Source organism: Salmonella sp. SJTUF15591, from assembly GCF_043356435.1.
Taxonomy (GTDB): Bacteria; Pseudomonadota; Gammaproteobacteria; order Enterobacterales; family Enterobacteriaceae; genus Salmonella; species Salmonella enterica.
In genome coordinates this window covers 337,975-359,074 of the sequence record NZ_JBEUJO010000001.1, presented here as the reverse complement: position 1 = coordinate 359,074, position 21,100 = coordinate 337,975, and the positions used below count along the sequence as shown (strand labels likewise).

The following is a 21,100-nucleotide window of genomic DNA, read 5'->3' as shown; positions in this document are numbered from 1 at the left end:
GACTTATGCGGCGAGATTTTTCGCAACAAATTCCCAGTTAACCAGCGCCCAGAAATGCTCCAGATAGTTTGGACGGGCGTTGCGGTAGTCGATGTAATACGCGTGTTCCCACACATCAACCGTCAGCAACGGCGTTGCATCCGTAGTCAGCGGCGTACCGGCATTTGAGGTAGAAACGATAGCCAGTTTGCCATCAGCGCTTTTTACCAGCCATGTCCATCCGGAACCAAAGTTTTTGATAGCGGCATCGGTGAACTGCGCTTTAAATTCCGCGAAGCTGCCAAAAGATGCCGCGATAGCATCAGCCAGTTTCCCGGTCGGTTCGCCGCCAGCGTTTGGCGCCAGGCAGTTCCAGTAGAAGGTGTGGTTCCACACCTGAGCGGCGTTATTAAAGATACCACCTTCGGAAGTGCGCACGATCTCTTCCAGCGATTTGCCTTCAAACGCCGTGCCTTTGATCAAATTGTTAAGATTGGTCACGTAAGTCTGATGATGTTTGCCATAGTGATATTCCAGCGTCTCAGCAGAAATATGCGGCGCCAGAGCATCTTTGGCATACGGTAATGCAGGTAATTCGAACGACATTGCTTCTCTCCTTATTATTAATATTGCGCACGCACAATACCCCTGGTGCGCGTAAGGATAGGGTAGCAAATTGAGAGGTGGCGCAAAAGAAGAAGTTATCCTGTCGTTAAACGACAGGATAAAATATTAGCGAATTGTTTTAGGCGTCATCACCCGGCGGGCGCCGACATAATGACGTTGCCAGTACTCTTCGTTCAGTGAGGTGATCTTAATTTCCTGACCGCTGCGCGGGGACTGAATAAACTTACCGTTGCCGACATAGACGCCAACGTGATCGGCGGTGCCGCGCCCCTGCGTACGAAAGAACACCAGATCGCCGTTTTTCAACTCGCTACGCTCAATGGGCGCCGCGTCACGCAGGTGATACATCTCATTCGCCGTTCGGGGGATACGGATCTTCACTAAATCTTTATAGGCATAATAAACCAGACCGCTGCAATCAAAACCGGTGCGCGGCGATGCGCCTCCCCAGTGATACGGTTTACCAATCTGGTTCATGAGTTTGGACATCGCGGTCTTCGTCGCTTTTTGTACTTTTGCACGATGCGCATCGGCAATAGAGACCGGCAATGTTCCTTTCCCCTTCACGCAGTGCGGCTTACGGCCTTTACGCGTCGTGCATTTTTCCGTTACGTCGAGGGCGGCGATTGACGTGGGCGCGGTTCTGTTACGACGATGCGTCGTATGACGAGATTTCGTGGAGGCGGTGGTACGTTTTGGCGTAGAAGCGGAAGAAGAACGGCTGGTTTTTGAGGTTTTTTTTACGTTTTTTTTGCTGGTCTTACTGATCTTTTTCGTTGTGCTTTTCTTTTTATCTGCCGTTTTCGTGACATGAGAAACAGCAGGCGTCGCTTTGGCTTGCCTGGAAGCATGGGCCATTGGCGTAAAGGGGAGAGTAGTAAAAAGTAAAGCACAGAGCGTGATCGAGATTTTGTTTATCCGCGCCACTGAGCAATCCTCTGTTAAAGGCAGGCGATTCATGCCTGCGTATGATTTACAAAACCTGATAATTCTAATCTACAAAAGCACAGATTGGTAATTGCTTTTGGTTTCTGAAGCTGTGTTTCGTTAACAGATGTAAAAATATAGCAATTAATGCTAAACACGAACGCGTTATCTACAAATCACTGAGCGGCAACCCGCTTAAAAGATATTTTGTATACAACTTATTCCCGCAGACGGTAAAATAATAAGGCATGATGAAAATGTTATTTTCCGTTGCCAGCCTGACCCGTTACAATGACAGGCTTCAGTCGTAAAAGTAGTTTAAGGAAGCGAGACAATGAGCACCACTATCGAAAAAATTCAGCGCCAGATCGCTGAAAACCCGATTCTCCTGTATATGAAAGGTTCACCGAAACTGCCAAGCTGTGGTTTCTCTGCGCAGGCCGTTCAGGCGCTTTCAGCCTGCGGGGAACGTTTTGCCTATGTTGATATCCTGCAAAACCCGGATATTCGCGCTGAATTACCGAAATACGCCAACTGGCCGACATTCCCACAACTGTGGGTGGACGGCGAGCTGGTCGGCGGGTGTGATATTGTGATTGAAATGTATCAGCGTGGCGAGCTGCAGCAGCTTATTAAAGAAACTGCGGCAAAATATAAAACTCAGGAGCCGGACGCAGAGTAATCTGTGAAAGGGGAAAGCGACCTGTAAAGGTCGCTTTTTTACCGCCATCGTGAGCAAGAGCGGCGTTGTTAGCCTCGTTATTTGTCCGTCGGCAAAGGTAACGGCCAGCCGCCCAGGCGCTTCCAGCGATTGACAATTTCACAAAACAGCACCGCTGTCCGCTCGGTATCATACAAAGCGGAGTGGGCCTTTTCACCGTCAAACTCCATACCTGCCGCCAGGCACGCTTTTGATAACACCGTTTGTCCCAGCGCCAGTCCGCTCAATGCCGCAGTATCAAAGGTGACGAACGGATGAAACGGGTTACGTTTCAGCGAGGCGCGCTCTGCGGCGGCCATCATAAAACTGTGATCAAAAGTGGCGTTATGCGCGACCATAATGGCGCGGCTACAACCGCTGTCTTTGATACCTTTACGCACCATTTTGAAAATAGCATGTAGCGCCTCATATTCACTCACCGCGCCGCGTAGCGGGTTAGAGGGATCGATACCGTTAAACGCGAGCGCTTCCGGCTGTAAGTTGGCTCCAGCGAACGGCTCCACATGGAAATGTAGCGTCATGTCCGGCATCAGCCAGCCTTGTTCATCCATTTTCAGCGTGATGGCGGCGATTTCGAGCAGCGCATCGGTTTTAGCGTTAAATCCTGCAGTTTCAACGTCGATGACGACAGGATAAAAACCACGAAAACGGTCGCACAGACCGGAAAGTTGAGCGTTATCGGACATCTGAGTCTCTTAATACGAAAAAATGCAGTGCGTATTATGGCAAATTTTACGCCGGGATGCAGTAAAACAACGGGCGCAGTGACCTGCGCCCGGCGTGGGATCAGTTACCCAGACCGCGGCCTGCGTCTTTAGCTTCAATCAATTCGATTTTATAGCCATCCGGATCTTCAACGAAGGCGATGATGGTCGAACCGCCTTTTACCGGCCCCGCTTCACGGGTCACGTTGCCGCCGTTCTGACGAATGCGTTCACAGGCTTCAGCAGCATTGTCAACGCTCAGCGCGATATGCCCGTACGCATTGCCCATGTCGTAGCTCTCAACGCCCCAGTTATAAGTTAGTTCGATGACCGCTTCTTCCGTTTCCGGACCATATCCCACAAAGGCCAGCGAGTATTTGTATTCCGGATTCTCACTGGTACGCAGCAATTTCATGCCCAGAACGTTAGTGTAAAAAGCGATGGAACGCTGCAAATCGCCGACGCGCAGCATAGTATGCAATAAACGCATTTTCGTTGTCCTTAAAATAGTCAAGATATTCAAAGTATAGCGGCGATGTGCGGCCGCTATCAATGAAATTACAGAGTAGGGTAGTCAGTGTAGCCTTCCGCGCCGCCGCCATAAAAACTTTCGGGACGCTGTGGATTAAGTTCCGCTTTACGTTGCAGACGCGCCACCAGATCCGGGTTAGCGATGTAATCGCGACCAAACGCCACGGCGTCAATCAGCCCTTTTTCGATCAGATCTTCCGCTTTTTCTGGCGTATAGGCGCCAGCGCCGATGATGGGACCGTGGAAACGCGCGCGCACTTTTTCACGGAACGCGTCGCTGTACGGTTCGCCGCCCGCCCAGTCTGGTTCAGACATATGCAGATAAGCAATGCCGCGTTTGCCTAACGCTTCAATCAGATAAAGGGCGTCAGCTTCTTCATTCGGGCCGTTATCGACATTCTGGAAAGTGCCGACAGGAGAAAGGCGGATGCCGATACGGTCCGCGCCCCATTCCTTAATGCCGGCATCAACCACCTCCAGCACCAGACGGGCGCGATTCTCTACGCTGCCGCCGTACTGATCGGTACGGTGATTAGAAGAAGGTGAGAGGAACTGGTGTAGCAGATAACCGTGCGCGGAGTGCAGCTCCACCAGGTCGAAGCCTGCCTCTCGGGCATTGGCGATAGCCTGGCGGAAATCGTTGACGATCCCGGGGATCTCATGAGTATCCAGCGCGCGCGGCGTGGAAGTCTCTACGCGGATGGCCTGGCCGTTTTCGTCACGCAAAGAGGTGCGGGTTCCCGCATTGATAGCGGATGGCGCGACGGGCGCTTGTCCGCCTGGTTGCAGGCTGGCGTGTGAAATACGGCCCGTATGCCACAGTTGCACCGCCATATGGCCGCCCTGGGCATGGACTCCCTGAGTGATTTTTTTCCAGGCGGCGATCTGCTCATCGCTGTGTAATCCCGGTGCGCCGGCATAGCCTTTCGCCTGTGCGGAGATTTGTGTGGCTTCGCTGATGATCAATCCAGCGCTGGCGCGTTGACGGTAATATTCCGCCATTAACGGCGTAGGAATGTCGCCCGGTTCAATACTCCGCAAACGCGTCAAAGGCGCCATAAATACGCGATTTGTCGCCGTGATGGCACCCACCTTGAGGGGGGTAAACAGTTTTGCTGATGACATAGTGGCTCCTGATATAAGTAGACCGGTCGTCTTGTAATAAAGGAAATAAAAACGCCTGTTAATGCTCAGGCGTTGCAATGATGGTCTTAACATGCGCCAACGCATTTTCCAGCGGCGCGGCGCTACGGGATATTTTGGCCTGCAAATTGGCGCCCAGCCACAGGGCATAAAGTACCTGCGCCTGTGGCAACGACTGGCCGGTGAAATGTAAACAGTGGCTATTACGGCCATCTTCCAGCGCGCGTGCAAGCAGTGCCATGATCTCCTGCGCCCCTTTATCCATCGTAGAGCGCATATCCTCCGACAGATCGCAGACCTCCGCTGACAGTTTCACCGTCAGGCAACCGCTAATGGCGCCTTGCTGGCAAAACTGCTTTAACGTTTCCTGATACCAGGCGAGAAGACGATCGCGATGATTACCGGGACCGGAGGTGAAGTGCGCCGTAAGACGCTGATGATAGCAGGCGTAATGTCGCTCAAGCATGGCGACGCCGAAGGCTTCTTTCGAGCGAAAGTAGTGATAAAACGACCCTTTAGGCACCTGGGCGGTTTTGAGCAACTCGCTAAGCCCCATGCCGGTAAAACCCCGTTGCATACAAAGCTGCTCGCCGGTGGCCAGCAGATGTTCGCGGGTATCGTGTTCGGTTTGCTTATTCATGACAGGCAGTATAGTAGACCAGTCGGTCTACTGCAAGCAGAGTTGCCATAATGTCAGTTAGCGTCTTCAATAGTCATAAGCGCCAAACGTTGAGGAGGGGATGTGGCCGAGCAGTTGGAGTTTTTTCCTGTAGCAAGCCCATGTCGCGGTATCTGCCAGTCTGATGAGCGTGGCTTTTGTCGGGGATGTATGCGCAGCCGCGACGAACGGTTTAACTGGCAAAAAATGAGCGATGCCGAGAAACAAAATGTACTGCGGCTTTGTCGCCAGCGTTTCTTGCGTAAAATACGCGCAAACAAGCCTCTCCCATCGGAAGATCCTCAACAACCTTCACTCTTTTAAACGCGGAATTGCGTATACTCAACCTCATTATTCTCTATGAGGAATCTGTTATGGTTCAGCGTGTCACCATCGCTCCACAAGGCCCGGAGTTTTCGCGTTTTGTCATGGGTTACTGGCGTTTGATGGACTGGAATATGTCCGCGCGTCAGTTAGTGAGTTTTATCGAAGAACATCTGGATTTGGGCGTCACTACCGTTGACCATGCGGACATTTATGGCGGTTATCAGTGCGAAGCGGCGTTTGGCGAGGCGCTAACGCTGGCGCCGCATTTGCGGGAAAAACTGCAAATCGTTACCAAATGCGGTATTGCGACCACCGCCAGAGCGGAAAATAGGCTCGGTCATTATATTACCGATCGCCGCCATATTATTCTGAGCGCCGAACAGTCATTAAAAAATCTGGCGACAGATTATCTGGATATGTTGTTAATTCACCGTCCCGATCCGTTAATGGATGCGGATGACGTCGCCGAGGCGTTTCAACATCTGCATCAAAGCGGCAAAGTGCGCCATTTTGGCGTTTCTAATTTTACGCCAGCGCAATTTACGTTGCTGCAATCGCGCCTGCCGTTCACCCTGGCGACCAACCAGGTGGAGATCTCGCCGGTTCACCAGCCTTTGTTGCTGGACGGCACATTAGATCAATTACAGCAACTGCGTATTCGTCCGATGGCCTGGTCATGTCTTGGCGGCGGCCGGCTGTTTAATGATGAGGCTTATCAGCCGTTGCGCCAGGAACTTTCCGTTATCGCGCAAGAACTCAACGCCAGTTCTATTGAACAGGTGGTCTATGCCTGGATTTTACGTTTGCCGTCGCAGCCGCTGCCGATTATTGGCTCGGGTAAAATCGAACGCGTACGCGCCGCACTAGAAGCGGAAACGCTGTCATTGTCGCGTCAACAGTGGTTCCGAATCCGCAAGGCGGCACTGGGTTATGACGTGCCGTAATCGCCAACTCGTTGACTTTCCGTACATGTTTTCGCCAGTGGTTTACACTTAACAGGCGACCACATGTAACGGAGGTTTTATGAAGCGATTAAGTTTAGCGATGGTGACGCTGCTGGCCTGTGCGGGTGCGCAGGCTGCCAGCGAGAAAGTAGAGATGAACCTGGTGACGGCGCAAGGCGTAGGACAGTCTATCGGCACCGTCGTCATCGATGAAACCGAAGGCGGCTTAAAATTTACCCCACACCTTAAAGCGTTGCCGCCGGGCGAGCATGGTTTTCACATTCATGCCAACGGTAGCTGCCAGCCCGCGATTAAAGACGGCAAAGCGGTTGCCGCAGAAGCCGCTGGTGGTCATCTGGACCCACAAAATACCGGCAAGCATGAAGGGCCGGAAGGCCAGGGGCATCTGGGCGACCTCCCGGTGTTAGTCGTTAATAATGATGGTATCGCCAGCGAACCGGTTACTGCGCCACGTCTGAAGTCTCTTGATGAAGTGAAAGATAAAGCGCTCATGATCCATGTGGGCGGCGATAACATGTCCGATCAGCCGAAACCGCTCGGCGGCGGCGGAATGCGTTACGCCTGCGGCGTCATTAAATAACCCGGAGACAGTGTTCCCTGCGCTGGAGCCTGTTCCAGCTGCGACAGCGAACAGTGTAAACGCCAGATAATCGCCGCCAGCTCATGCGCGGCGGGTTGATGATGATGTGCGAGCGTGTCGCAGATACGCTGTAGTTCCTGTAGCGTGACGGCAAGCGGGCGTTGCTGCACGCCGCGCTCGCTCATCACATCGCGCAGCAGGGATATACAAATATCCCGCACCCGGGAAAGCGGATCGGAACGCGACTCCCAGGCGCGCAGCTGCCACACCACATGCGAGCAGTTCAGCAGTACCACTCCCCAACGTAATAACCACCGGCGCGCCAGCGCATCCTGGCTATTGCTGAGCTGACTGACGTGATGATAGGTCAGCGATTCAAACTCGCTTTCGTTATGGGAAGGGTGACGGCTAAGCTGATCGACGAAATCCCGGCGTAGCGCGCGGATATGGCGGCGGCTTTTTACGGCATCGGAACCGGGGCGCAAAATCGCAAACGCCAGCCAGGAAATCGCGACGCCGACGATCTTGGCGGTATTATCGTTAAGGAAGTCGGCGAAGTCGTACACCGGTGGATTGGTCACGGCGATGAATGAGCCCATAAAAACGATAAGCTGCCCCCACAGTCCCGCCAGCTTAGGCATCTGCAGTTTAAGCAGTTGCATCGTGACGAACAGCGGAAAAAGGAAAAGTAAGAATTGCCACAGATCGGTGATTTGCACCATCAGGCCAAATTTCACCACGAAGCTGAATAAGGACAGCAGCACTAAAGTACGCATCAATAAGGAAAGCGACTTAAACGGCGTGGCGACGATGGAGTAGAGGACGCAACTGATCGCCGCCAGGGTTAATGCGCCGGGCCCGGATTCCCATTGCGCGCCAATACTCCAGGCGCCAATCACCGTGAGCGTGCAAAAGGTACGCACGCCGCTCCAGATGGCCTCTGCGTTATCCGTATGCCGCGCAAGGCCGGGAGTGCGGCGGATATGGATTTGATCCACCGGCGCGCCGCTTTCGATCAGATATAACTGGCGGCTGCTGCGCAGATATAAGTGGCAAAAATAGCGTAATCGCTGCCAGAACGCGAGGTGACGATAATCCTGTTCATCCTCCGGGCGTAGCGGCGCAATAATCCGCGCCACGGTGTAGCTGTCCGCGCGCGGTTTTGCCAACTCAGCTAAGAGTTGTTCAATGACTTCGCGGCTGTTTTCCGGCGGCGTCGGCCAGTTTAAAAGCATTCTACGCAGACTGGAGATCACGCTGGTTAGCCGTAATTGCTGGTGTAACAATGCATTTAGCAATGCATTCTGGCGGCGAAAACGGTAATGACTCCAGAAGGCCTGAATACGCAGCAGGTTCATGGTCAGGATTTGCCCAATGACGCCCTCATGCGCGGAGCGGATGGCGTCGTTAGTCTCCGGCTGCCAAAGTAGACTGGCATGTTCCAGCAAGCGCGCATGCATGTTTTTCAACGCGGTGAGCAGGGCTGTGCCATCCGATGTGCTGGGCAGGATCATCATCATCATGCCGCCACAGAGGATGCCGACGATAACTTCACATACACGTGCCTGGGCGATATCCCACAGCTGCGTGATTTCTACAATATTAACCATCGGGAACGCGATGATCGCCGCCGTGTAGCCGGACAACTGGAAAGCATAAGCGGCATTATTAGTAAAATGCGCGCAGGCCCAGGTACAAAAACCGATCCAGGCGGCCATGCTAAATAAGAACAACCAGGGTTCATTCAGCGTATGGCCGGCAATAATCAGCGCGGCGGTCGCGCCGAGTAAACTCCCGGCAATACGCCCCAGACTTTTACTGATTACGCCGCCTACGGTCGGAAAGCTCACCACTGCGGCCGAAGTCATCGCCCAGTAGGGCTCATCCAGATTGAGATAATAAGCGAATGTCAGCGCGAGACACATGGCAATGGTATTGCGCAACGCGTAACGCCACTGGCCGGAGGTCGCTTTAAACCAGGGCGTATTTCGCAGGGCCGGCAGGGAGAGTTTCATTACCGCTGTCCAATGGCTACGCTGCAGGTAGTGCCGGAGACGAGCGTGATATCCTGCGGCAAAGCGTCAAATTCGATACGTACCGGTACGCGTTGCGCCAGACGTACCCACGGTACGTTGGGTTTGATATCGGGCACTAAACCGGAGTCACTTTCCACGCTTTGGTCGTAAATAGCGCGCCCGATACTGCCAACGTGACCCTGTAACTTAATATTGCCACTATACAGTGTTATTAATGCAGGCTCACCTTCGCGGATATGGCGTAGTTTGGTTTCTTCGAAATATCCCATTACATAAAATGAATGGCTATCTACCAGGGCGAAAAGCGGCTTACCGGTACTGGCATAATCACCGGTACGTGTGGAAAGGTTAGTCACCCAGCCGGATACCGGCGCTTTTACTTCCGTCTGGCTAAGTTGCCACTGCGCCTGTTTTAACGTTGCCAGTGCGACATCTACGTTGGCCTGCATCGCTTTAACATTCAGATTGGCGCTATCCAGATCTTCAGCAGAGATGTAGTTACGCGATAAATGTCGACGTCGATCGGCTTCATTATTCGCTTTTGCCAGATCGGACTGCGCTTTGGCCAACTGCGCCTGCGCGTTAAGTTCTGCAATATGGAAGGGCGTTTTATCAATGACAAAGAGAACGTCCCCGGCGTTGACGAACTGATTATCTTTGATATTGAGTTGGGTAATGCTGCCAGAAACCTGCGGCGTTACGCTGACCTGTTCCGCGCGGATTTTACCATCGCGTGTCCACGGTGACTGCATATAGTAATTCCATAACCACCACGCGGCCAGAACGGCGACGACGGCGACAATGAGAGTAGAAAAATATTTTATTGTTTTTAACGACATATTTACCACGCGATCAGTAAAACGAGGCCCAGACATACGCAAAGCGTAAAGAGGGAGAGATCCATTAACAGGGGATGCCAGATTTCATCAGAGTATATCCGGTCACGCAGGAGTCGGTGAATAAACAACCAGATAACGAACCCAAGCGCAAAGGCTTTAAAGAATGGCGGAAAGTAAACAGATGCTCCCAACATGAGATCTTGTAAGGGCAATCCTGTGGCGTTGAGTATACACTTCACAAGCAATGTTCCTTTGCGTCAGACATCGATGCTTTAGTTTTAGTCAAAACTGAAGCTACAGGTGCCAGGTGCGCACTATGTCTGAAAAAATGTCTATTGGTAAGCAAATTTAGCAATACATTTGTTTTGAGAATACAAATACTGCACACTATTCTAAAATCAGCATAATAACTTAGCAAGCTAATTATAAGGAGATGAAATTGGAATCGCCACTAGGTTCTGATCTGGCACGGTTGGTGCGCATTTGGCGTGCTCTGATTGACCATCGCCTCAAGCCTCTGGAATTGACGCAGACACATTGGGTCACGTTGCACAATATTCATCAATTGCCGCCTGACCAGTCGCAGATTCAATTGGCTAAAGCGATAGGCATTGAGCAGCCATCGCTGGTACGCACGTTGGATCAACTTGAAGACAAGGGGCTAATTTCGCGGCAAACCTGCGCCAGCGATCGTCGCGCTAAGCGCATTAAACTGACCGAGAAAGCGGAGCCGCTGATCGCTGAGATGGAAGCGGTCATTCATAAAACGCGCGGTGAAATTTTGGCTGGGATTTCTTCAGAGGAGATTGAGCTTCTGATTAAACTTGTTGCTAAACTTGAACACAACATTATGGAATTGCACTCTCACGATTGAGGTGCAGGGGCATACGTGTGGCCATGTGACCACACGTAAAGCCTGGTTTAGCGTGGAGAGACAGTAACCTGGCTGCCGTTGCTGGCCAGCACGACACGCTGACCTGCCGAGAAACGCGTATTTCCTTGTTTCTGCACAACCATAATGGTGTTGCCATCGTCTTTACGAATTTCCAGTTCCACACCCTGGGTTTTATTCATTGCGCTCTGGACGCCCTGGCCCGCTACGCCGCCAGCCACCGCGCCTGCCGCGGTCGCCAGTGAACGACCCGTACCGCCGCCGATAGTGTTGCCGAGGAATCCGCCCAACACCGCGCCGCCGATAGCGCCAATCACGTTAGAATCATCACCGCCCTGAATTTGAACCGGACGAACGTTAACGATAGTACCGTACGTTACATTCTGAACTTGTTTAGCCTCGGATGCGGTATAAACATCACCCGAAAGGCTATCATTGTTAACACACCCAGCTAAGGATAACCCCATCAGTGAAACGGCCAGTACACGTTTAATCATTTACCCATCTCCTGTTCTTCACGAAACGCTATTTCAGCATCCCTATAGCTAAATTATATGGCATTTATGCAGTTAAGGTCATATCTTCTGCCGAAAGAATGTAAAAATCATAATCAGAAGTTAATTAACTAATCTTAAACGAAGTGGGAAGCAAGAAAAGATAGGTTATTGATATCCGTGGACAGCACGGCAAAAAACGTGACGCGGGCATCGCATTGCAAAATACGTTATGCCGAGTGTTAAGGCTTAACCCAGCTTAATAAGGAAGAGGTATGAAATCGGGCCGTTTTATTGGCGTTATGTCCGGGACCAGCCTTGATGGTGTGGATGTTGTACTGGCGGCAATTGATGAAACCATGGTTGCGCAACAGGCAAGTCTCACCTGGCCCATTCCCGTTCATCTGAAAAAAGGCATTCTCGATATTTGCCAGGGACAACCGCTTACGCTCTCGCAACTCGGCCAGCTGGATACCCAGTTAGGCCGGCTTTTTGCACAGGCGGTTAATGCGCTGTTAGCGCAACAACGTTTGCAGCCGCGGGATATCGTCGCCATTGGTTGTCATGGGCAAACGGTCTGGCATGAGCCGACCGGCGAGGCCCCGCATACGCTGCAAATTGGCGATAATAATCACATCGTCGCCCATACGGGGATTACAGTGGTCGGCGATTTTCGGCGGCGGGATATTGCGCTGGGCGGACAAGGCGCGCCGCTGGTGCCCGCTTTCCATCACGCGCTGTTGGGACATCCGACGGAAAAACGTATGGTCCTGAATATCGGCGGCATCGCCAATTTATCTCTGCTTTTCCCCGGACAGGCGGTGCGCGGGTACGACACGGGGCCGGGTAATATGTTGATGGATGCGTGGATTTGGCGACAATGCGCGCAGCCCTACGACAAAGACGCGGCATGGGCGAAAGAAGGTCAGGTTATTCTTCCCTTGCTGCAAAAGATGTTGCGCGATCCGTACTTTGCTGCGTCGGCGCCCAAAAGTACAGGACGCGAATATTTCAACTATGGCTGGTTAGAGCGTCATCTTACGGCTTTCCCTGGCGCAGACGCGCGCGATGTACAGGCCACGTTGGCGGAGCTGACGGCGGTCTCCATCGCCCAACAGGTGCTGCTCAATGGCGGCTGCGAGCGGCTGATGGTCTGTGGCGGCGGAAGTCGGAATCCGTTAGTGATGGCCCGTCTGGCGGCGCTGTTGCCCGGTATCGAGGTTTCGACCACCGATAAGGCGGGGATCAGCGGCGATGATATGGAAGCGCTGGCCTTTGCATGGCTTGCCTGGCGAACGCTCGCGGGCCTGCCGGGAAATTTACCTTCCGTGACGGGGGCTACAGAAGCCAGTGTTTTAGGCGCTATTTACCCGGCTAACCCAATAACTCAGAGTTAACTGAATTTTTCCCGGACCCTATATCGGTAAACTAGCAAGGTCAGGAAGGGGCGTTTGCCCTTCCAGAAGCAGGAGAGCTTTCGGGATATGCCTATGAAAAAGATCGCAATAATGTGTTTACCTGTGCTGCTGACCGGCTGTAGCGTTTATCAACAATTTGTTGAACGTATGCAAACGGATACGCTGGAATACCAGTGTGATGAGAAGCCGCTTACCGTTAAAGTCAATAACCCGCGTGAAGAGGTCAGTTTTGTCTATGACAATAAGCTGCTGACCCTGAAGCAAGGAATCTCGGCCTCGGGCGCGCGTTATACCGACGGGATTTATGTTTTCTGGTCGCAAGGCGAGAGCGCCACGGTCTATAAACGAGACAGAATTGTGCTTAATAACTGTCAGTTACAAAATCCGAAGCGTTGAGATTTTCAGTATGGGGGCGCACAATAGCGCCACCCACTGATTATTTCTGATCAACGCCATGTCTGATAACGACCAATTGCAGCAGATCGCGCATCTGCGCCGTGAATACACGAAAGGCGGCTTGCGTCGCCGCGATTTACCCGCTGAACCGTTAACCTTATTTGAGCGCTGGCTTGGGCAAGCGTGCGACGCCAGACTGGCCGATCCGACGGCAATGGTCGTGGCGACCGTAGATGACAAGGGGCAACCGTACCAGCGTATTGTATTGCTCAAGCATTATGATGAAAAAGGCCTGGTCTTTTATACCAACCTGGGAAGCCGCAAGGCGCATCAGATTGAGCACAATCCGCGTATCAGCCTGTTATTTCCCTGGCATATGCTTGAACGCCAGGTGATGGTGACAGGCAAAGCCGAGCGTCTCTCCACACTTGAGGTGGTGAGGTATTTCCACAGTCGTCCGCGCGACAGCCAGATTGGCGCATGGGTCTCTAAACAATCCAGCCGCATTTCCGCGCGCGGTATCCTCGAAAGCAAATTCCTGGAGCTCAAGCAGAAATTTCAACAGGGCGAAGTGCCGTTACCCAGCTTCTGGGGCGGTTTTCGCGTGAGTATCGAACAGATGGAGTTCTGGCAGGGCGGCGAACATCGTCTGCACGATCGCTTTTTGTACCAACGCGACGACGGCGCATGGAAAATCGACCGTCTTGCGCCCTAAAGATGCAAAAATCTTGTTTTAAGCACTGGTGCGGATGAATCCGCCGTTTTATGCTATGTCTCTTTCGCGTCTGGCGAAAAGTCGTGTACCGGCAAAGGTGCAGTCGTTTTATACATGGAGATTTTGATGGCAAGCAGTAACTTGATTAAACAATTGCAAGAGCGGGGGCTGGTAGCCCAGGTGACGGACGAAGACGCGTTGGCAGAGCGACTGGCGCAAGGCCCGATCGCGCTCTATTGCGGCTTCGATCCTACCGCTGACAGCTTGCATTTGGGGCATCTGGTTCCATTGTTATGCCTGAAACGCTTCCAGCAGGCAGGGCACAAACCTGTTGCGCTGGTAGGCGGCGCGACCGGTCTGATTGGCGACCCGAGCTTCAAAGCCGCCGAGCGTAAACTGAACACTGAAGAGACCGTTCAGGAGTGGGTGGCGAAAATTCGTAAACAGGTTGCCCCATTCCTGGACTTTGATTGCGGCGAAAACTCCGCCATCGCGGCCAATAACTATGACTGGTTCGGCAGCATGAATGTGCTGACTTTCCTGCGCGATATCGGTAAACATTTTTCCGTTAATCAGATGATCAACAAAGAAGCGGTGAAGCAGCGTCTGAACCGTGACGATCAGGGTATCTCTTTCACGGAGTTCTCTTATAACCTGCTACAGGGGTACGACTTCGCTTGTCTGAATAAACTGCACGGTGTTGCCTTACAGATTGGCGGTTCTGACCAGTGGGGGAACATCACTTCCGGTATCGACCTGACCCGTCGCCTGCACCAGAATCAGGTATTTGGTTTGACCGTTCCACTGATCACCAAAGCTGACGGCACGAAATTCGGTAAAACCGAAGGCGGCGCTGTCTGGCTGGATCCGAAGAAAACCAGTCCGTACAAATTCTACCAGTTCTGGATTAACACCGCAGATGCCGATGTTTATCGCTTCCTGAAATTCTTCACTTTTATGGATATTGAAGAGATCAATGCCCTGGAAGAAGAAGATAAAAACAGCGGTAAAGCGCCGCGCGCGCAGTATGTGCTGGCCGAGCAGGTGACGCGCCTGGTTCATGGTGAAGAGGGGCTGGTTGCGGCGAAACGGATCACCGAATGCCTGTTCAGCGGTTCACTGAGCGCGCTGAGCGAAGCTGACTTTGAGCAGTTGGCGCAGGACGGCGTACCGATGGTTGAAATGGAAAAAGGCGCCGACCTGATGCAGGCGCTGGTAGACGCCGAACTCCAGCCGTCGCGTGGTCAGGCGCGTAAGACTATCGCCTCCAACGCTGTCACTATCAATGGTGAAAAACAATCCGATCCTGAATACATCTTTAACGATGAGGACCGTCTGTTTGGCCGCTATACCTTATTACGTCGCGGCAAAAAGAACTATTGTCTGATTTGCTGGAAATAAGGCATTAAGTAACAGGGAGTGAGAAATCACTCCCTTATTTTTGATGTTCAGGTAAAAAAATGAAGAATATCCTCGCTATCCAGTCCCATGTTGTTTTCGGACATGCGGGCAACAGCGCCGCCGAATTTCCCATGCGCCGTCTTGGCGCGAATGTTTGGCCGCTGAATACCGTTCAGTTTTCTAACCACACGCAATATGGTAAATGGACCGGCTGTGTTATGCCGCCCAGCCATCTGACTGAGATTGTCCAGGGGATTGCGGACATTGGCCAGTTAGCGCACTGCGACGCCGTACTTAGCGGTTACCTGGGATCTGCCGAGCAGGGAGAACACATTCTCGGTATTGTGCGCCAGGTTAAAGCAGCAAATCCGCAGGCAAAATATTTCTGTGATCCCGTAATGGGGCATCCAGAAAAGGGTTGTATCGTGGCGCCTGGCGTCGCAGAGTTCCATGTGCGTTATGCGCTACCCGCCAGCGATATTATCGCGCCTAACCTGATTGAACTGGAAATTCTCAGCAAACATAGCGTGAATAATGTGAATGACGCCGTGCAGGCGGCGCGAGAACTGATTGCTCAGGGGCCAGAAATTGTACTGGTAAAACATCTCGCCCGCGCCGGTTACAGTTCAGAACGCTTTGAAATGCTGCTGGTGACAGCGCAGGAAGCCTGGCATATTAGCCGTCCGCTGGTGGATTTCGGCTCACGTCAGCCGGTTGGCGTTGGCGATGTCACCAGTGGTTTATTGCTGGTCAAACTTTTGCAGGGCGCGACGTTGCAGCAGGCGCTGGAGCACGTTACGGCGGCAGTCTATGAGATTATGATCGCCACCAAAACGATGCAGGAGTACGAACTGCAGGTCGTGGCGGCCCAGGACAGGATCGCTAACCCTGAACATTACTTCAGCGCAACGCGGCTGTAATTATTGCTGCTAAAAAGAGGCCGGATGGCGCTACAGCGAGCTATCCGGCAACATGACATTAATTCAGTCCTTCCGCTTTAAGCGCTGCCGCAACGGTCGGTCTTTTTGCGACACGCTGCATATAACTTTCAATATGCGTCAACCCGTCCATATTCAGTTTTACGCCATAGGCCCAACGCAATACGGTAAACAGATAAGCGTCTGCGATGGTAAAACGCTGGCCGCAAATCCACTGGTCGTCTGAAAGCGACTCATCCACATACTGCAATTTCTTTTCCAGACCGGCGCGAACGGCGGGTTTGAGTGTTTCTGGCGTGTCAGGGCGGAACAGCGGGGTAAAGCCTTTATGCAGTTCCGTTGCAATATAGTTGAGCCATTCCAGCGTATGATAGCGAGCAAGACTACTTACTGGCGCCAGAAGCTGGCGGTCGGGAACGCTGTCGGCGAGGTACTGCATAATGGCGACGCCTTCAGTCAACAGTGTGCCGTCATCCAGCAGCAGAGCCGGAACCTGTCCTTTAGGGTTGACTGCCAGGTAATCATCACCGTTTTCCAGGCGTTTTTTTGCGAGATCGACGCCATCAAGCGTAAAGTCTTTGCCAATTTCGCGCAGGGTAATATGGGAAGCAAGAGAGCAGGCACCCGGTTTGTAGAACAGTTTCATCGGTAACTCCTTTTTGCTGAGGTTTAAAGTATGGTAGTGCGGGGACGAGCAAAAAAAAAGCCGCTAACGCACAGTTAGCGGCCTGAATGTTGTTTCCCGGAAAATTAAACTGTAGCGGCTTTAGAGCCTTTTTCAGCGGTATCATCGTCCTGGGTCATACGGTTCAGCTTAGGCGCTGTCAGCAGCATCAGGACGGCGATAACGGCGGTTGCTATGCCAATCTGCATAAATACGCGACCATAGACTTCCAGGGACATCAGTGGGTCAGTCACGTCGCTCGGCACAGCCATCAGGTTGGCGACATAACCGCCGATGATGTTAGCGCCTGCCGTTGTCAGGAACCAGCTACCCATGATGAAACCCATCAGACGCTGCGGAACCAACTGTGCGACCATTGCCAGTCCCAGACCGGAGATCATCAGCTCACCGATACTTTGCAGGCCGTAGCTTGCGATCAGCCAGTTTACGGATACGATGCCGGCATCGTTCGCAAATTTGGCGCCCAGCGGCAGAATCAGGAACGCGCCGGAACACAGCACCATACCAATGGCGAATTTCATCGGCATCGGCAGCGTATCGCCCATCCTGTTATAGATAGCGGCCAGAATCGGGCTGCCGATAATGATCCAGAATGGGTTCAGCGCCTGATACTGTTCCGGTTCGAACGCGATACCGAGAATAGAGTGCTCGACGTTACGAATGGCAAAGAAGTTCAGCGACGTCGGCATCTGGCTGTACAGTACGAAGAAGATAATCGCCTGCAGCATCAAAATAAAGGCGACGATCATTTTACGGCGAGCCGCGCCGTGCATGGAAAACGCTTCTTTACCGAAGATAATGACGATGCCAAGAGCGATTACGCCCAGCACCATACGCGCGATATCCTGGTTGTGCAGCAGCCAGGTGGCGACCGCAATCAGAACGACAATACCGACGATTGTCAGCAGCAGATTACGGAAGTTGATCGGTTCAAAGTCGGGTTTGGAACCGTAGCTTTTCACCCAGCGCTGGCAGAAAGCAAAGTTAACGACGGTTATCAGCATACCGACGACGCTAAGCGCAAACGCGGTGCTCCAGCCATAACGCGCCGCCAGCCACGGCGTCGCCAGCATAGAGAAGAAGGAGCCGATGTTGACGGACATATAATACATCGTAAATGCGCCGTCGAGACGCGGATCATCCTTCGCGTAGCAGGTAGACAGCAGGGAAGACGGGTTAGCTTTAAACAGACCGTTACCCACAGCGATAGCCGCCATGCCCATATAGACGATGCCAGCGTCATGACCAGACCATGCGACCAGCGCATAACCGATAGCCAGCACCACGGCACCCAGCATAATAACGCGTTTGGTGCCCAGAATTTTATCACCTAACCAACCGCCAATGGCGACCAGGCCGTACACCAGCGCACTGAAGGAAGAGAAAAGGGTGATGGAATCCGCTTCTGACATACCCAGTTGTTTTACCAGGTAGACGGCCATAATGCCTTGCAGGCCGTAATAACCAAAACGCTCCCATAACTCTATCGAGAAGATGAGATAGAACGCCTTCGGTTGTTTGAAAGCGTTCAAACTGACGCTTTCAGTTGGTTTTTTGTTTGCAGTAGACACTTTTACCTCTTTTTTACGCCCCGTATTAACAGGGATTGTCTGGCGCGTGATGAGTCAGACTCATCCGTCCGATTGTTATATTGGAGGGGAAACGGCAGGTAATGTTCACTATCTTTCCTCTCCAGACAAGAGCTTTGTAATAATCTGTTACATATAACTCTTCTGGTTGAATCGTCCGATGTCAGAAATGTTATCCAGCGTTAAATTTCTTCATTTGAAGAATGGCAGATTTTTACACTGCAAAAAGGCCATTAGTTTGGGTGAAAGGCGATATCTTCTGCTATTTAAGGTGAAAAGCAGTGATATAGGCCATTATCTGAAAAAATGGCAGAGTAATGTTTTGTAGTGAAAACGGGGCGTCAGTCTATCCGGTTGTAAATGTAACCTTAGGTGTCATTAAATTTTACATGAAGTTATCAAAGTGATCCTGATCACGGATAGATAGAATTTTTTGCGATTAAAAAAATGATTAACCTGACGTGGAGTGAAAACGAAAGCACATTACATCAGAAAAAGGACAGAGACTGGAATGATTGATGGCTAAAATAGATCCAGGCCGAAGGTGGGAGCGCGCTGGCGTGACGGACGCACTCCGACCATATCAAATATCGACTTTTTCTTTGTATTCGCAAAGATCTTCAATGAGGCAGGAGCCGCAGCGGGGTTTTCGGGCGATACAGGTATAGCGGCCATGCAAAATTAACCAGTGATGGCAGTCCACTTTGAACTCATTCGGCACCACTTTCAGCAACTTCTCTTCTACCTGCTCGACATTTTTACCCGGCGCGAACTGTGTTCGGTTGCATACACGAAATATATGCGTATCAACGGCGATGGTCGGCCAGCCGAAGGCGGTATTTAGTACTACGTTAGCGGTTTTACGCCCCACGCCGGGAAGCGCTTCCAGCGCCGCCCGATCCTCCGGCACTTCGCCATTATGCTTGTCCAGTAAAATACGGCAGGTCTTAATCACGTTTTCCGCTTTACTGTTAAATAAACCGATGGTTTTGATATAGGATTTCACGCCATCTACGCCCAGTTCCAGCATCGCGGCTGGCGTATTGGCGACCGGGTAAAGTTTGGCGGTAGCCTTGTTCACGCTGACGTCGGTTGCCTGCGCGGAAAGCAACACGGCAATCAGCAACTCAAACGGCGACGTGAAATTGAGTTCCGTTGTGGGGTGCGGATTGTTGTCGCGCAGGCGCGTCAGAATTTCCAGCCTTTTTGCTTTGTTCATCAGACTTTCCCTGTTTCACCTGCCGGAACAGCGGAAGGCACGGTTTCGGCGCGGCGTTTCTTCATTTTTTCATCAATAAGATATTTTACCGCCAGCATGAGCCCCAGGCCGATAAACGCGCCTGGCGGCAGCATCGCCAGCAGGAAAGGCGAGTCGGTGTGAAATATCTCGACTCGTAATACTTTTGCCCAGCCTCCCAGCAGGCTATCCGCGCCATCGAAAAGCGTACCATTCCCGAGGATCTCGCGCAGCGAACCCAGCACGAACATCGCACCTGTCGCGCCCATGCCGATGGAAAAACCGTCCAACGCGGAAAGCCACGGTCCTTTTTTCGCGGCAAACGCTTCGGCGCGACCAACAACAATGCAGTTCGTTACAATCAGAGGAATAAAAATCCCTAAAGACTGATACAAACCGAACGCATACGCATTGATCAGCATCTGTACTGCGCTTACCACCGAGGCAATGATCATAACGTAAATCGGGATACGGATTTCTGCCGGCGTCCAGCGACGTAGTGCGGATACCGTAAGGTTGGTCAGCGTTAATACCAGCGTTGTGGCCAGACCCAGCCCCAGAGCGTTGGTTGCCGTAGACGTCACCGCCAGTAAAGGGCACAGGCCAAGTAGCTGCACCAGAGCAGAGTTATTTTTCCATAACCCCTGAACAACAATGTCTTTTATTTCGCTCATGGCTATTCTCCACAGGCGGTTAAATGGGGGAGCTGAGCGGGCAGTGATTCGGCGTACAGCCCGGCGCGTTTAACCGCATTCACCACGGCGCGCGGCGTTATTGTCGCCCCGGTAAATTGATCAAAATCACCGCCATCTTTTTTCACCGCCCAGTGCGTATCATTTTCACCGCTGATGGTTTTACCGCTAAAGTGGGTAATCCAGTCAGACAAACGGCGCTCAATTTTATCACCTAACCCTGGCGTCTCATGATGTTCCGTCACGCGCGTCCCCAGGACGGTACCGTTGAAATCTGCACCAACAATAAGCTGGATAGCGCCGGAATAGCCATCTGGCGCGGTGGCCTCAATGATGGCCGCTACGGGTTTATCATCCTTGCGAGCGATAAAAACACGGTGTGTGCCTTTGCCGAGGGCGGGCGCATCGACCAGATAACAGCTCTCTTGCAGATTATTATTGTAACGATCTGGCGGCAATACCTGATCGAACAGGGCATGCTGTTGTTGCAGCGCTTGTTCGTGGATGGTTGATTTTGTCATCTGATTAATCACCGCGGTCAATCCCGTAGAGCCTGCGGCAAAAAGCGCCAGCGTAATACCGTGTTTACGAATCGTTTTCAGCATG

The 21,100-nt window shown here is 52.2% G+C and carries 25 protein-coding genes; 10 read left to right on the top strand and 15 right to left on the bottom strand.

Going from position 1 to position 21,100, the window contains the following annotated elements; all coding sequences use genetic code 11:
• Window positions 1-3: 3 nt before the first annotated feature.
• The gene (sodB, locus tag ABVM99_RS01720) at window positions 4-585 is read right to left on the bottom strand and encodes a superoxide dismutase [Fe] (RefSeq protein ID WP_000007299.1); all 582 of its coding nucleotides are present in this window, start codon (window positions 583-585) and stop codon (window positions 4-6) included.
• A 126-nt stretch (window positions 586-711) separates the two neighbouring features.
• On the bottom strand, window positions 712-1,533 hold the full coding sequence (locus ABVM99_RS01715; RefSeq protein WP_001520344.1) for a C40 family peptidase: 822 nt from the start codon (window positions 1,531-1,533) through the stop codon (window positions 712-714).
• A gap of 334 nt (window positions 1,534-1,867) precedes the next feature.
• On the opposite strand from ABVM99_RS01715, the gene grxD reads away from it, so the two are divergent.
• A complete protein-coding gene (gene grxD / locus ABVM99_RS01710) occupies window positions 1,868-2,215 on the top strand; it encodes a monothiol glutaredoxin 4 (protein WP_000108176.1) in 348 nt (115 codons plus the stop codon).
• Window positions 2,216-2,292: 77 nt separating this feature from the next.
• On the opposite strand, the gene rnt is transcribed toward grxD, so the two are convergent.
• The 4 genes from rnt to ABVM99_RS01690 all read right to left on the bottom strand — a co-directional run bounded on the left by rnt (window position 2,293) and on the right by ABVM99_RS01690 (window position 5,272).
• On the bottom strand, window positions 2,293-2,940 hold the full coding sequence (gene rnt / locus ABVM99_RS01705) for a ribonuclease T (protein ID WP_001282267.1): 648 nt from the start codon (window positions 2,938-2,940) through the stop codon (window positions 2,293-2,295).
• A gap of 100 nt (window positions 2,941-3,040) precedes the next feature.
• Window positions 3,041-3,448, bottom strand: coding sequence for a lactoylglutathione lyase (gene gloA / locus ABVM99_RS01700; RefSeq protein ID WP_001237787.1), 408 nt, complete (start codon window positions 3,446-3,448; stop codon window positions 3,041-3,043).
• A 68-nt stretch (window positions 3,449-3,516) separates the two neighbouring features.
• Window positions 3,517-4,614, bottom strand: coding sequence for an alkene reductase (locus tag ABVM99_RS01695; protein ID WP_000092928.1), 1,098 nt, complete (start codon window positions 4,612-4,614; stop codon window positions 3,517-3,519).
• 58 nt (window positions 4,615-4,672) lie between these two features.
• Entirely contained in the window at window positions 4,673-5,272 is a 600-nt protein-coding gene (locus ABVM99_RS01690) for a TetR/AcrR family transcriptional regulator (RefSeq protein ID WP_001649614.1), read from the bottom strand.
• A gap of 102 nt (window positions 5,273-5,374) precedes the next feature.
• Here ABVM99_RS01690 and ABVM99_RS01685 point away from each other — a divergent pair, with 102 nt between their 5' ends.
• The 3 genes from ABVM99_RS01685 to sodC2 all read left to right on the top strand — a co-directional run bounded on the left by ABVM99_RS01685 (window position 5,375) and on the right by sodC2 (window position 7,162).
• Complete coding sequence (locus ABVM99_RS01685) at window positions 5,375-5,614, top strand: DUF1289 domain-containing protein (RefSeq protein ID WP_001538148.1); 240 nt, start codon at window positions 5,375-5,377, stop codon at window positions 5,612-5,614.
• Between the two features lie 50 nt (window positions 5,615-5,664).
• Window positions 5,665-6,561 (top strand): aldo/keto reductase family oxidoreductase, encoded by an 897-nt coding sequence (locus tag ABVM99_RS01680; RefSeq protein WP_000250721.1) that lies wholly within the window; start codon window positions 5,665-5,667, stop codon window positions 6,559-6,561.
• 79 nt (window positions 6,562-6,640) lie between these two features.
• Window positions 6,641-7,162 carry a superoxide dismutase [Cu-Zn] SodC2 gene (sodC2, locus tag ABVM99_RS01675; RefSeq protein ID WP_000826819.1) on the top strand — a complete coding sequence of 174 codons (522 nt, stop codon included), beginning with the start codon at window positions 6,641-6,643 and terminating at the stop codon, window positions 7,160-7,162.
• Here the strand turns inward: sodC2 and ABVM99_RS01670 are convergent.
• The 3 genes from ABVM99_RS01670 to ABVM99_RS01660 are packed head-to-tail and all read right to left on the bottom strand — an operon-like array spanning window position 7,138 to window position 10,276.
• Entirely contained in the window at window positions 7,138-9,177 is a 2,040-nt protein-coding gene (locus tag ABVM99_RS01670) for an FUSC family protein (RefSeq protein WP_023195729.1), read from the bottom strand. The two genes, sodC2 and ABVM99_RS01670, sit on opposite strands and share 25 nt — an antisense overlap.
• A complete protein-coding gene (locus tag ABVM99_RS01665; protein WP_001527784.1) occupies window positions 9,177-10,037 on the bottom strand; it encodes an HlyD family secretion protein in 861 nt (286 codons plus the stop codon). Before ABVM99_RS01665 ends, ABVM99_RS01670 begins: the two co-directional genes overlap by 1 nt.
• 2 nt (window positions 10,038-10,039) lie before the next feature.
• Complete coding sequence (locus ABVM99_RS01660) at window positions 10,040-10,276, bottom strand: DUF1656 domain-containing protein (protein WP_000649755.1); 237 nt, start codon at window positions 10,274-10,276, stop codon at window positions 10,040-10,042.
• Window positions 10,277-10,470: 194 nt separating this feature from the next.
• On the opposite strand from ABVM99_RS01660, the gene slyA reads away from it, so the two are divergent.
• Window positions 10,471-10,911: a transcriptional regulator SlyA gene (gene slyA / locus ABVM99_RS01655; protein ID WP_000764552.1), complete on the top strand. Its 441-nt coding sequence runs from the start codon at window positions 10,471-10,473 to the stop codon at window positions 10,909-10,911.
• A 47-nt stretch (window positions 10,912-10,958) separates the two neighbouring features.
• Here the strand turns inward: slyA and slyB are convergent, their stop codons facing one another.
• Complete coding sequence (gene slyB / locus ABVM99_RS01650) at window positions 10,959-11,426, bottom strand: outer membrane lipoprotein SlyB (protein WP_000597179.1); 468 nt, start codon at window positions 11,424-11,426, stop codon at window positions 10,959-10,961.
• A 272-nt stretch (window positions 11,427-11,698) separates the two neighbouring features.
• Here slyB and anmK point away from each other — a divergent pair, with 272 nt between their 5' ends.
• From anmK to pdxY, 5 genes are all read left to right on the top strand, one after another.
• The gene (gene anmK / locus ABVM99_RS01645; protein WP_000835021.1) at window positions 11,699-12,820 is read left to right on the top strand and encodes an anhydro-N-acetylmuramic acid kinase; all 1,122 of its coding nucleotides are present in this window, start codon (window positions 11,699-11,701) and stop codon (window positions 12,818-12,820) included.
• 87 nt (window positions 12,821-12,907) lie between these two features.
• Window positions 12,908-13,237, top strand: a complete 330-nt coding sequence (mliC, locus tag ABVM99_RS01640; protein WP_001132086.1) for a C-type lysozyme inhibitor — start codon at window positions 12,908-12,910, stop codon at window positions 13,235-13,237.
• 58 nt (window positions 13,238-13,295) lie between these two features.
• Window positions 13,296-13,952 (top strand): pyridoxamine 5'-phosphate oxidase, encoded by a 657-nt coding sequence (pdxH, locus tag ABVM99_RS01635; RefSeq protein WP_001282334.1) that lies wholly within the window; start codon window positions 13,296-13,298, stop codon window positions 13,950-13,952.
• 126 nt (window positions 13,953-14,078) lie between these two features.
• Window positions 14,079-15,353, top strand: coding sequence for a tyrosine--tRNA ligase (tyrS, locus tag ABVM99_RS01630; protein WP_000168626.1), 1,275 nt, complete (start codon window positions 14,079-14,081; stop codon window positions 15,351-15,353).
• Between the two features lie 59 nt (window positions 15,354-15,412).
• Entirely contained in the window at window positions 15,413-16,273 is an 861-nt protein-coding gene (gene pdxY, locus ABVM99_RS01625; protein WP_000789736.1) for a pyridoxal kinase PdxY, read from the top strand.
• A gap of 58 nt (window positions 16,274-16,331) precedes the next feature.
• Here pdxY and gstA read toward each other — a convergent pair whose 3' ends face one another.
• From gstA to rsxG, 5 genes are all read right to left on the bottom strand, one after another.
• A complete protein-coding gene (gene gstA, locus ABVM99_RS01620; RefSeq protein WP_000765727.1) occupies window positions 16,332-16,937 on the bottom strand; it encodes a glutathione transferase GstA in 606 nt (201 codons plus the stop codon).
• 104 nt (window positions 16,938-17,041) lie between these two features.
• Window positions 17,042-18,547: a dipeptide/tripeptide permease DtpA gene (gene dtpA / locus ABVM99_RS01615; RefSeq protein WP_000100911.1), complete on the bottom strand. Its 1,506-nt coding sequence runs from the start codon at window positions 18,545-18,547 to the stop codon at window positions 17,042-17,044.
• Between the two features lie 601 nt (window positions 18,548-19,148).
• Window positions 19,149-19,784 carry an endonuclease III gene (nth, locus tag ABVM99_RS01610; RefSeq protein WP_023195534.1) on the bottom strand — a complete coding sequence of 212 codons (636 nt, stop codon included), beginning with the start codon at window positions 19,782-19,784 and terminating at the stop codon, window positions 19,149-19,151.
• Complete coding sequence (locus ABVM99_RS01605; RefSeq protein WP_023195533.1) at window positions 19,784-20,476, bottom strand: electron transport complex subunit E; 693 nt, start codon at window positions 20,474-20,476, stop codon at window positions 19,784-19,786. The genes nth and ABVM99_RS01605 overlap by 1 nt, the downstream gene beginning before the upstream one ends.
• Before the next feature lie 2 nt (window positions 20,477-20,478).
• Window positions 20,479-21,099: an electron transport complex subunit RsxG gene (gene rsxG / locus ABVM99_RS01600; protein WP_000920822.1), complete on the bottom strand. Its 621-nt coding sequence runs from the start codon at window positions 21,097-21,099 to the stop codon at window positions 20,479-20,481.
• Window position 21,100: the final 1 nt, after the last annotated feature.

Coding starts and splice junctions, on each gene's coding strand:
- sodB (WP_000007299.1), bottom strand. CDS start 585: ATGTCGTTCGAATTACCTGCATTACCGTATGCCAAAGATGCTCTGGCG.
- grxD (WP_000108176.1), top strand. CDS start 1,868: ATGAGCACCACTATCGAAAAAATTCAGCGCCAGATCGCTGAAAACCCG.
- rnt (WP_001282267.1), bottom strand. CDS start 2,940: ATGTCCGATAACGCTCAACTTTCCGGTCTGTGCGACCGTTTTCGTGGT.
- gloA (WP_001237787.1), bottom strand. CDS start 3,448: ATGCGTTTATTGCATACTATGCTGCGCGTCGGCGATTTGCAGCGTTCC.
- ABVM99_RS01695 (WP_000092928.1), bottom strand. CDS start 4,614: ATGTCATCAGCAAAACTGTTTACCCCCCTCAAGGTGGGTGCCATCACG.
- ABVM99_RS01690 (WP_001649614.1), bottom strand. CDS start 5,272: ATGAATAAGCAAACCGAACACGATACCCGCGAACATCTGCTGGCCACC.
- ABVM99_RS01680 (WP_000250721.1), top strand. CDS start 5,665: ATGGTTCAGCGTGTCACCATCGCTCCACAAGGCCCGGAGTTTTCGCGT.
- sodC2 (WP_000826819.1), top strand. CDS start 6,641: ATGAAGCGATTAAGTTTAGCGATGGTGACGCTGCTGGCCTGTGCGGGT.
- ABVM99_RS01670 (WP_023195729.1), bottom strand. CDS start 9,177: ATGAAACTCTCCCTGCCGGCCCTGCGAAATACGCCCTGGTTTAAAGCG.
- ABVM99_RS01665 (WP_001527784.1), bottom strand. CDS start 10,037: ATGTCGTTAAAAACAATAAAATATTTTTCTACTCTCATTGTCGCCGTC.
- slyA (WP_000764552.1), top strand. CDS start 10,471: ATGAAATTGGAATCGCCACTAGGTTCTGATCTGGCACGGTTGGTGCGC.
- slyB (WP_000597179.1), bottom strand. CDS start 11,426: ATGATTAAACGTGTACTGGCCGTTTCACTGATGGGGTTATCCTTAGCT.
- anmK (WP_000835021.1), top strand. CDS start 11,699: ATGAAATCGGGCCGTTTTATTGGCGTTATGTCCGGGACCAGCCTTGAT.
- mliC (WP_001132086.1), top strand. CDS start 12,908: ATGCCTATGAAAAAGATCGCAATAATGTGTTTACCTGTGCTGCTGACC.
- pdxH (WP_001282334.1), top strand. CDS start 13,296: ATGTCTGATAACGACCAATTGCAGCAGATCGCGCATCTGCGCCGTGAA.
- tyrS (WP_000168626.1), top strand. CDS start 14,079: ATGGCAAGCAGTAACTTGATTAAACAATTGCAAGAGCGGGGGCTGGTA.
- pdxY (WP_000789736.1), top strand. CDS start 15,413: ATGAAGAATATCCTCGCTATCCAGTCCCATGTTGTTTTCGGACATGCG.
- gstA (WP_000765727.1), bottom strand. CDS start 16,937: ATGAAACTGTTCTACAAACCGGGTGCCTGCTCTCTTGCTTCCCATATT.
- nth (WP_023195534.1), bottom strand. CDS start 19,784: ATGAACAAAGCAAAAAGGCTGGAAATTCTGACGCGCCTGCGCGACAAC.
- ABVM99_RS01605 (WP_023195533.1), bottom strand. CDS start 20,476: ATGAGCGAAATAAAAGACATTGTTGTTCAGGGGTTATGGAAAAATAAC.
- rsxG (WP_000920822.1), bottom strand. CDS start 21,099: ATGCTGAAAACGATTCGTAAACACGGTATTACGCTGGCGCTTTTTGCC.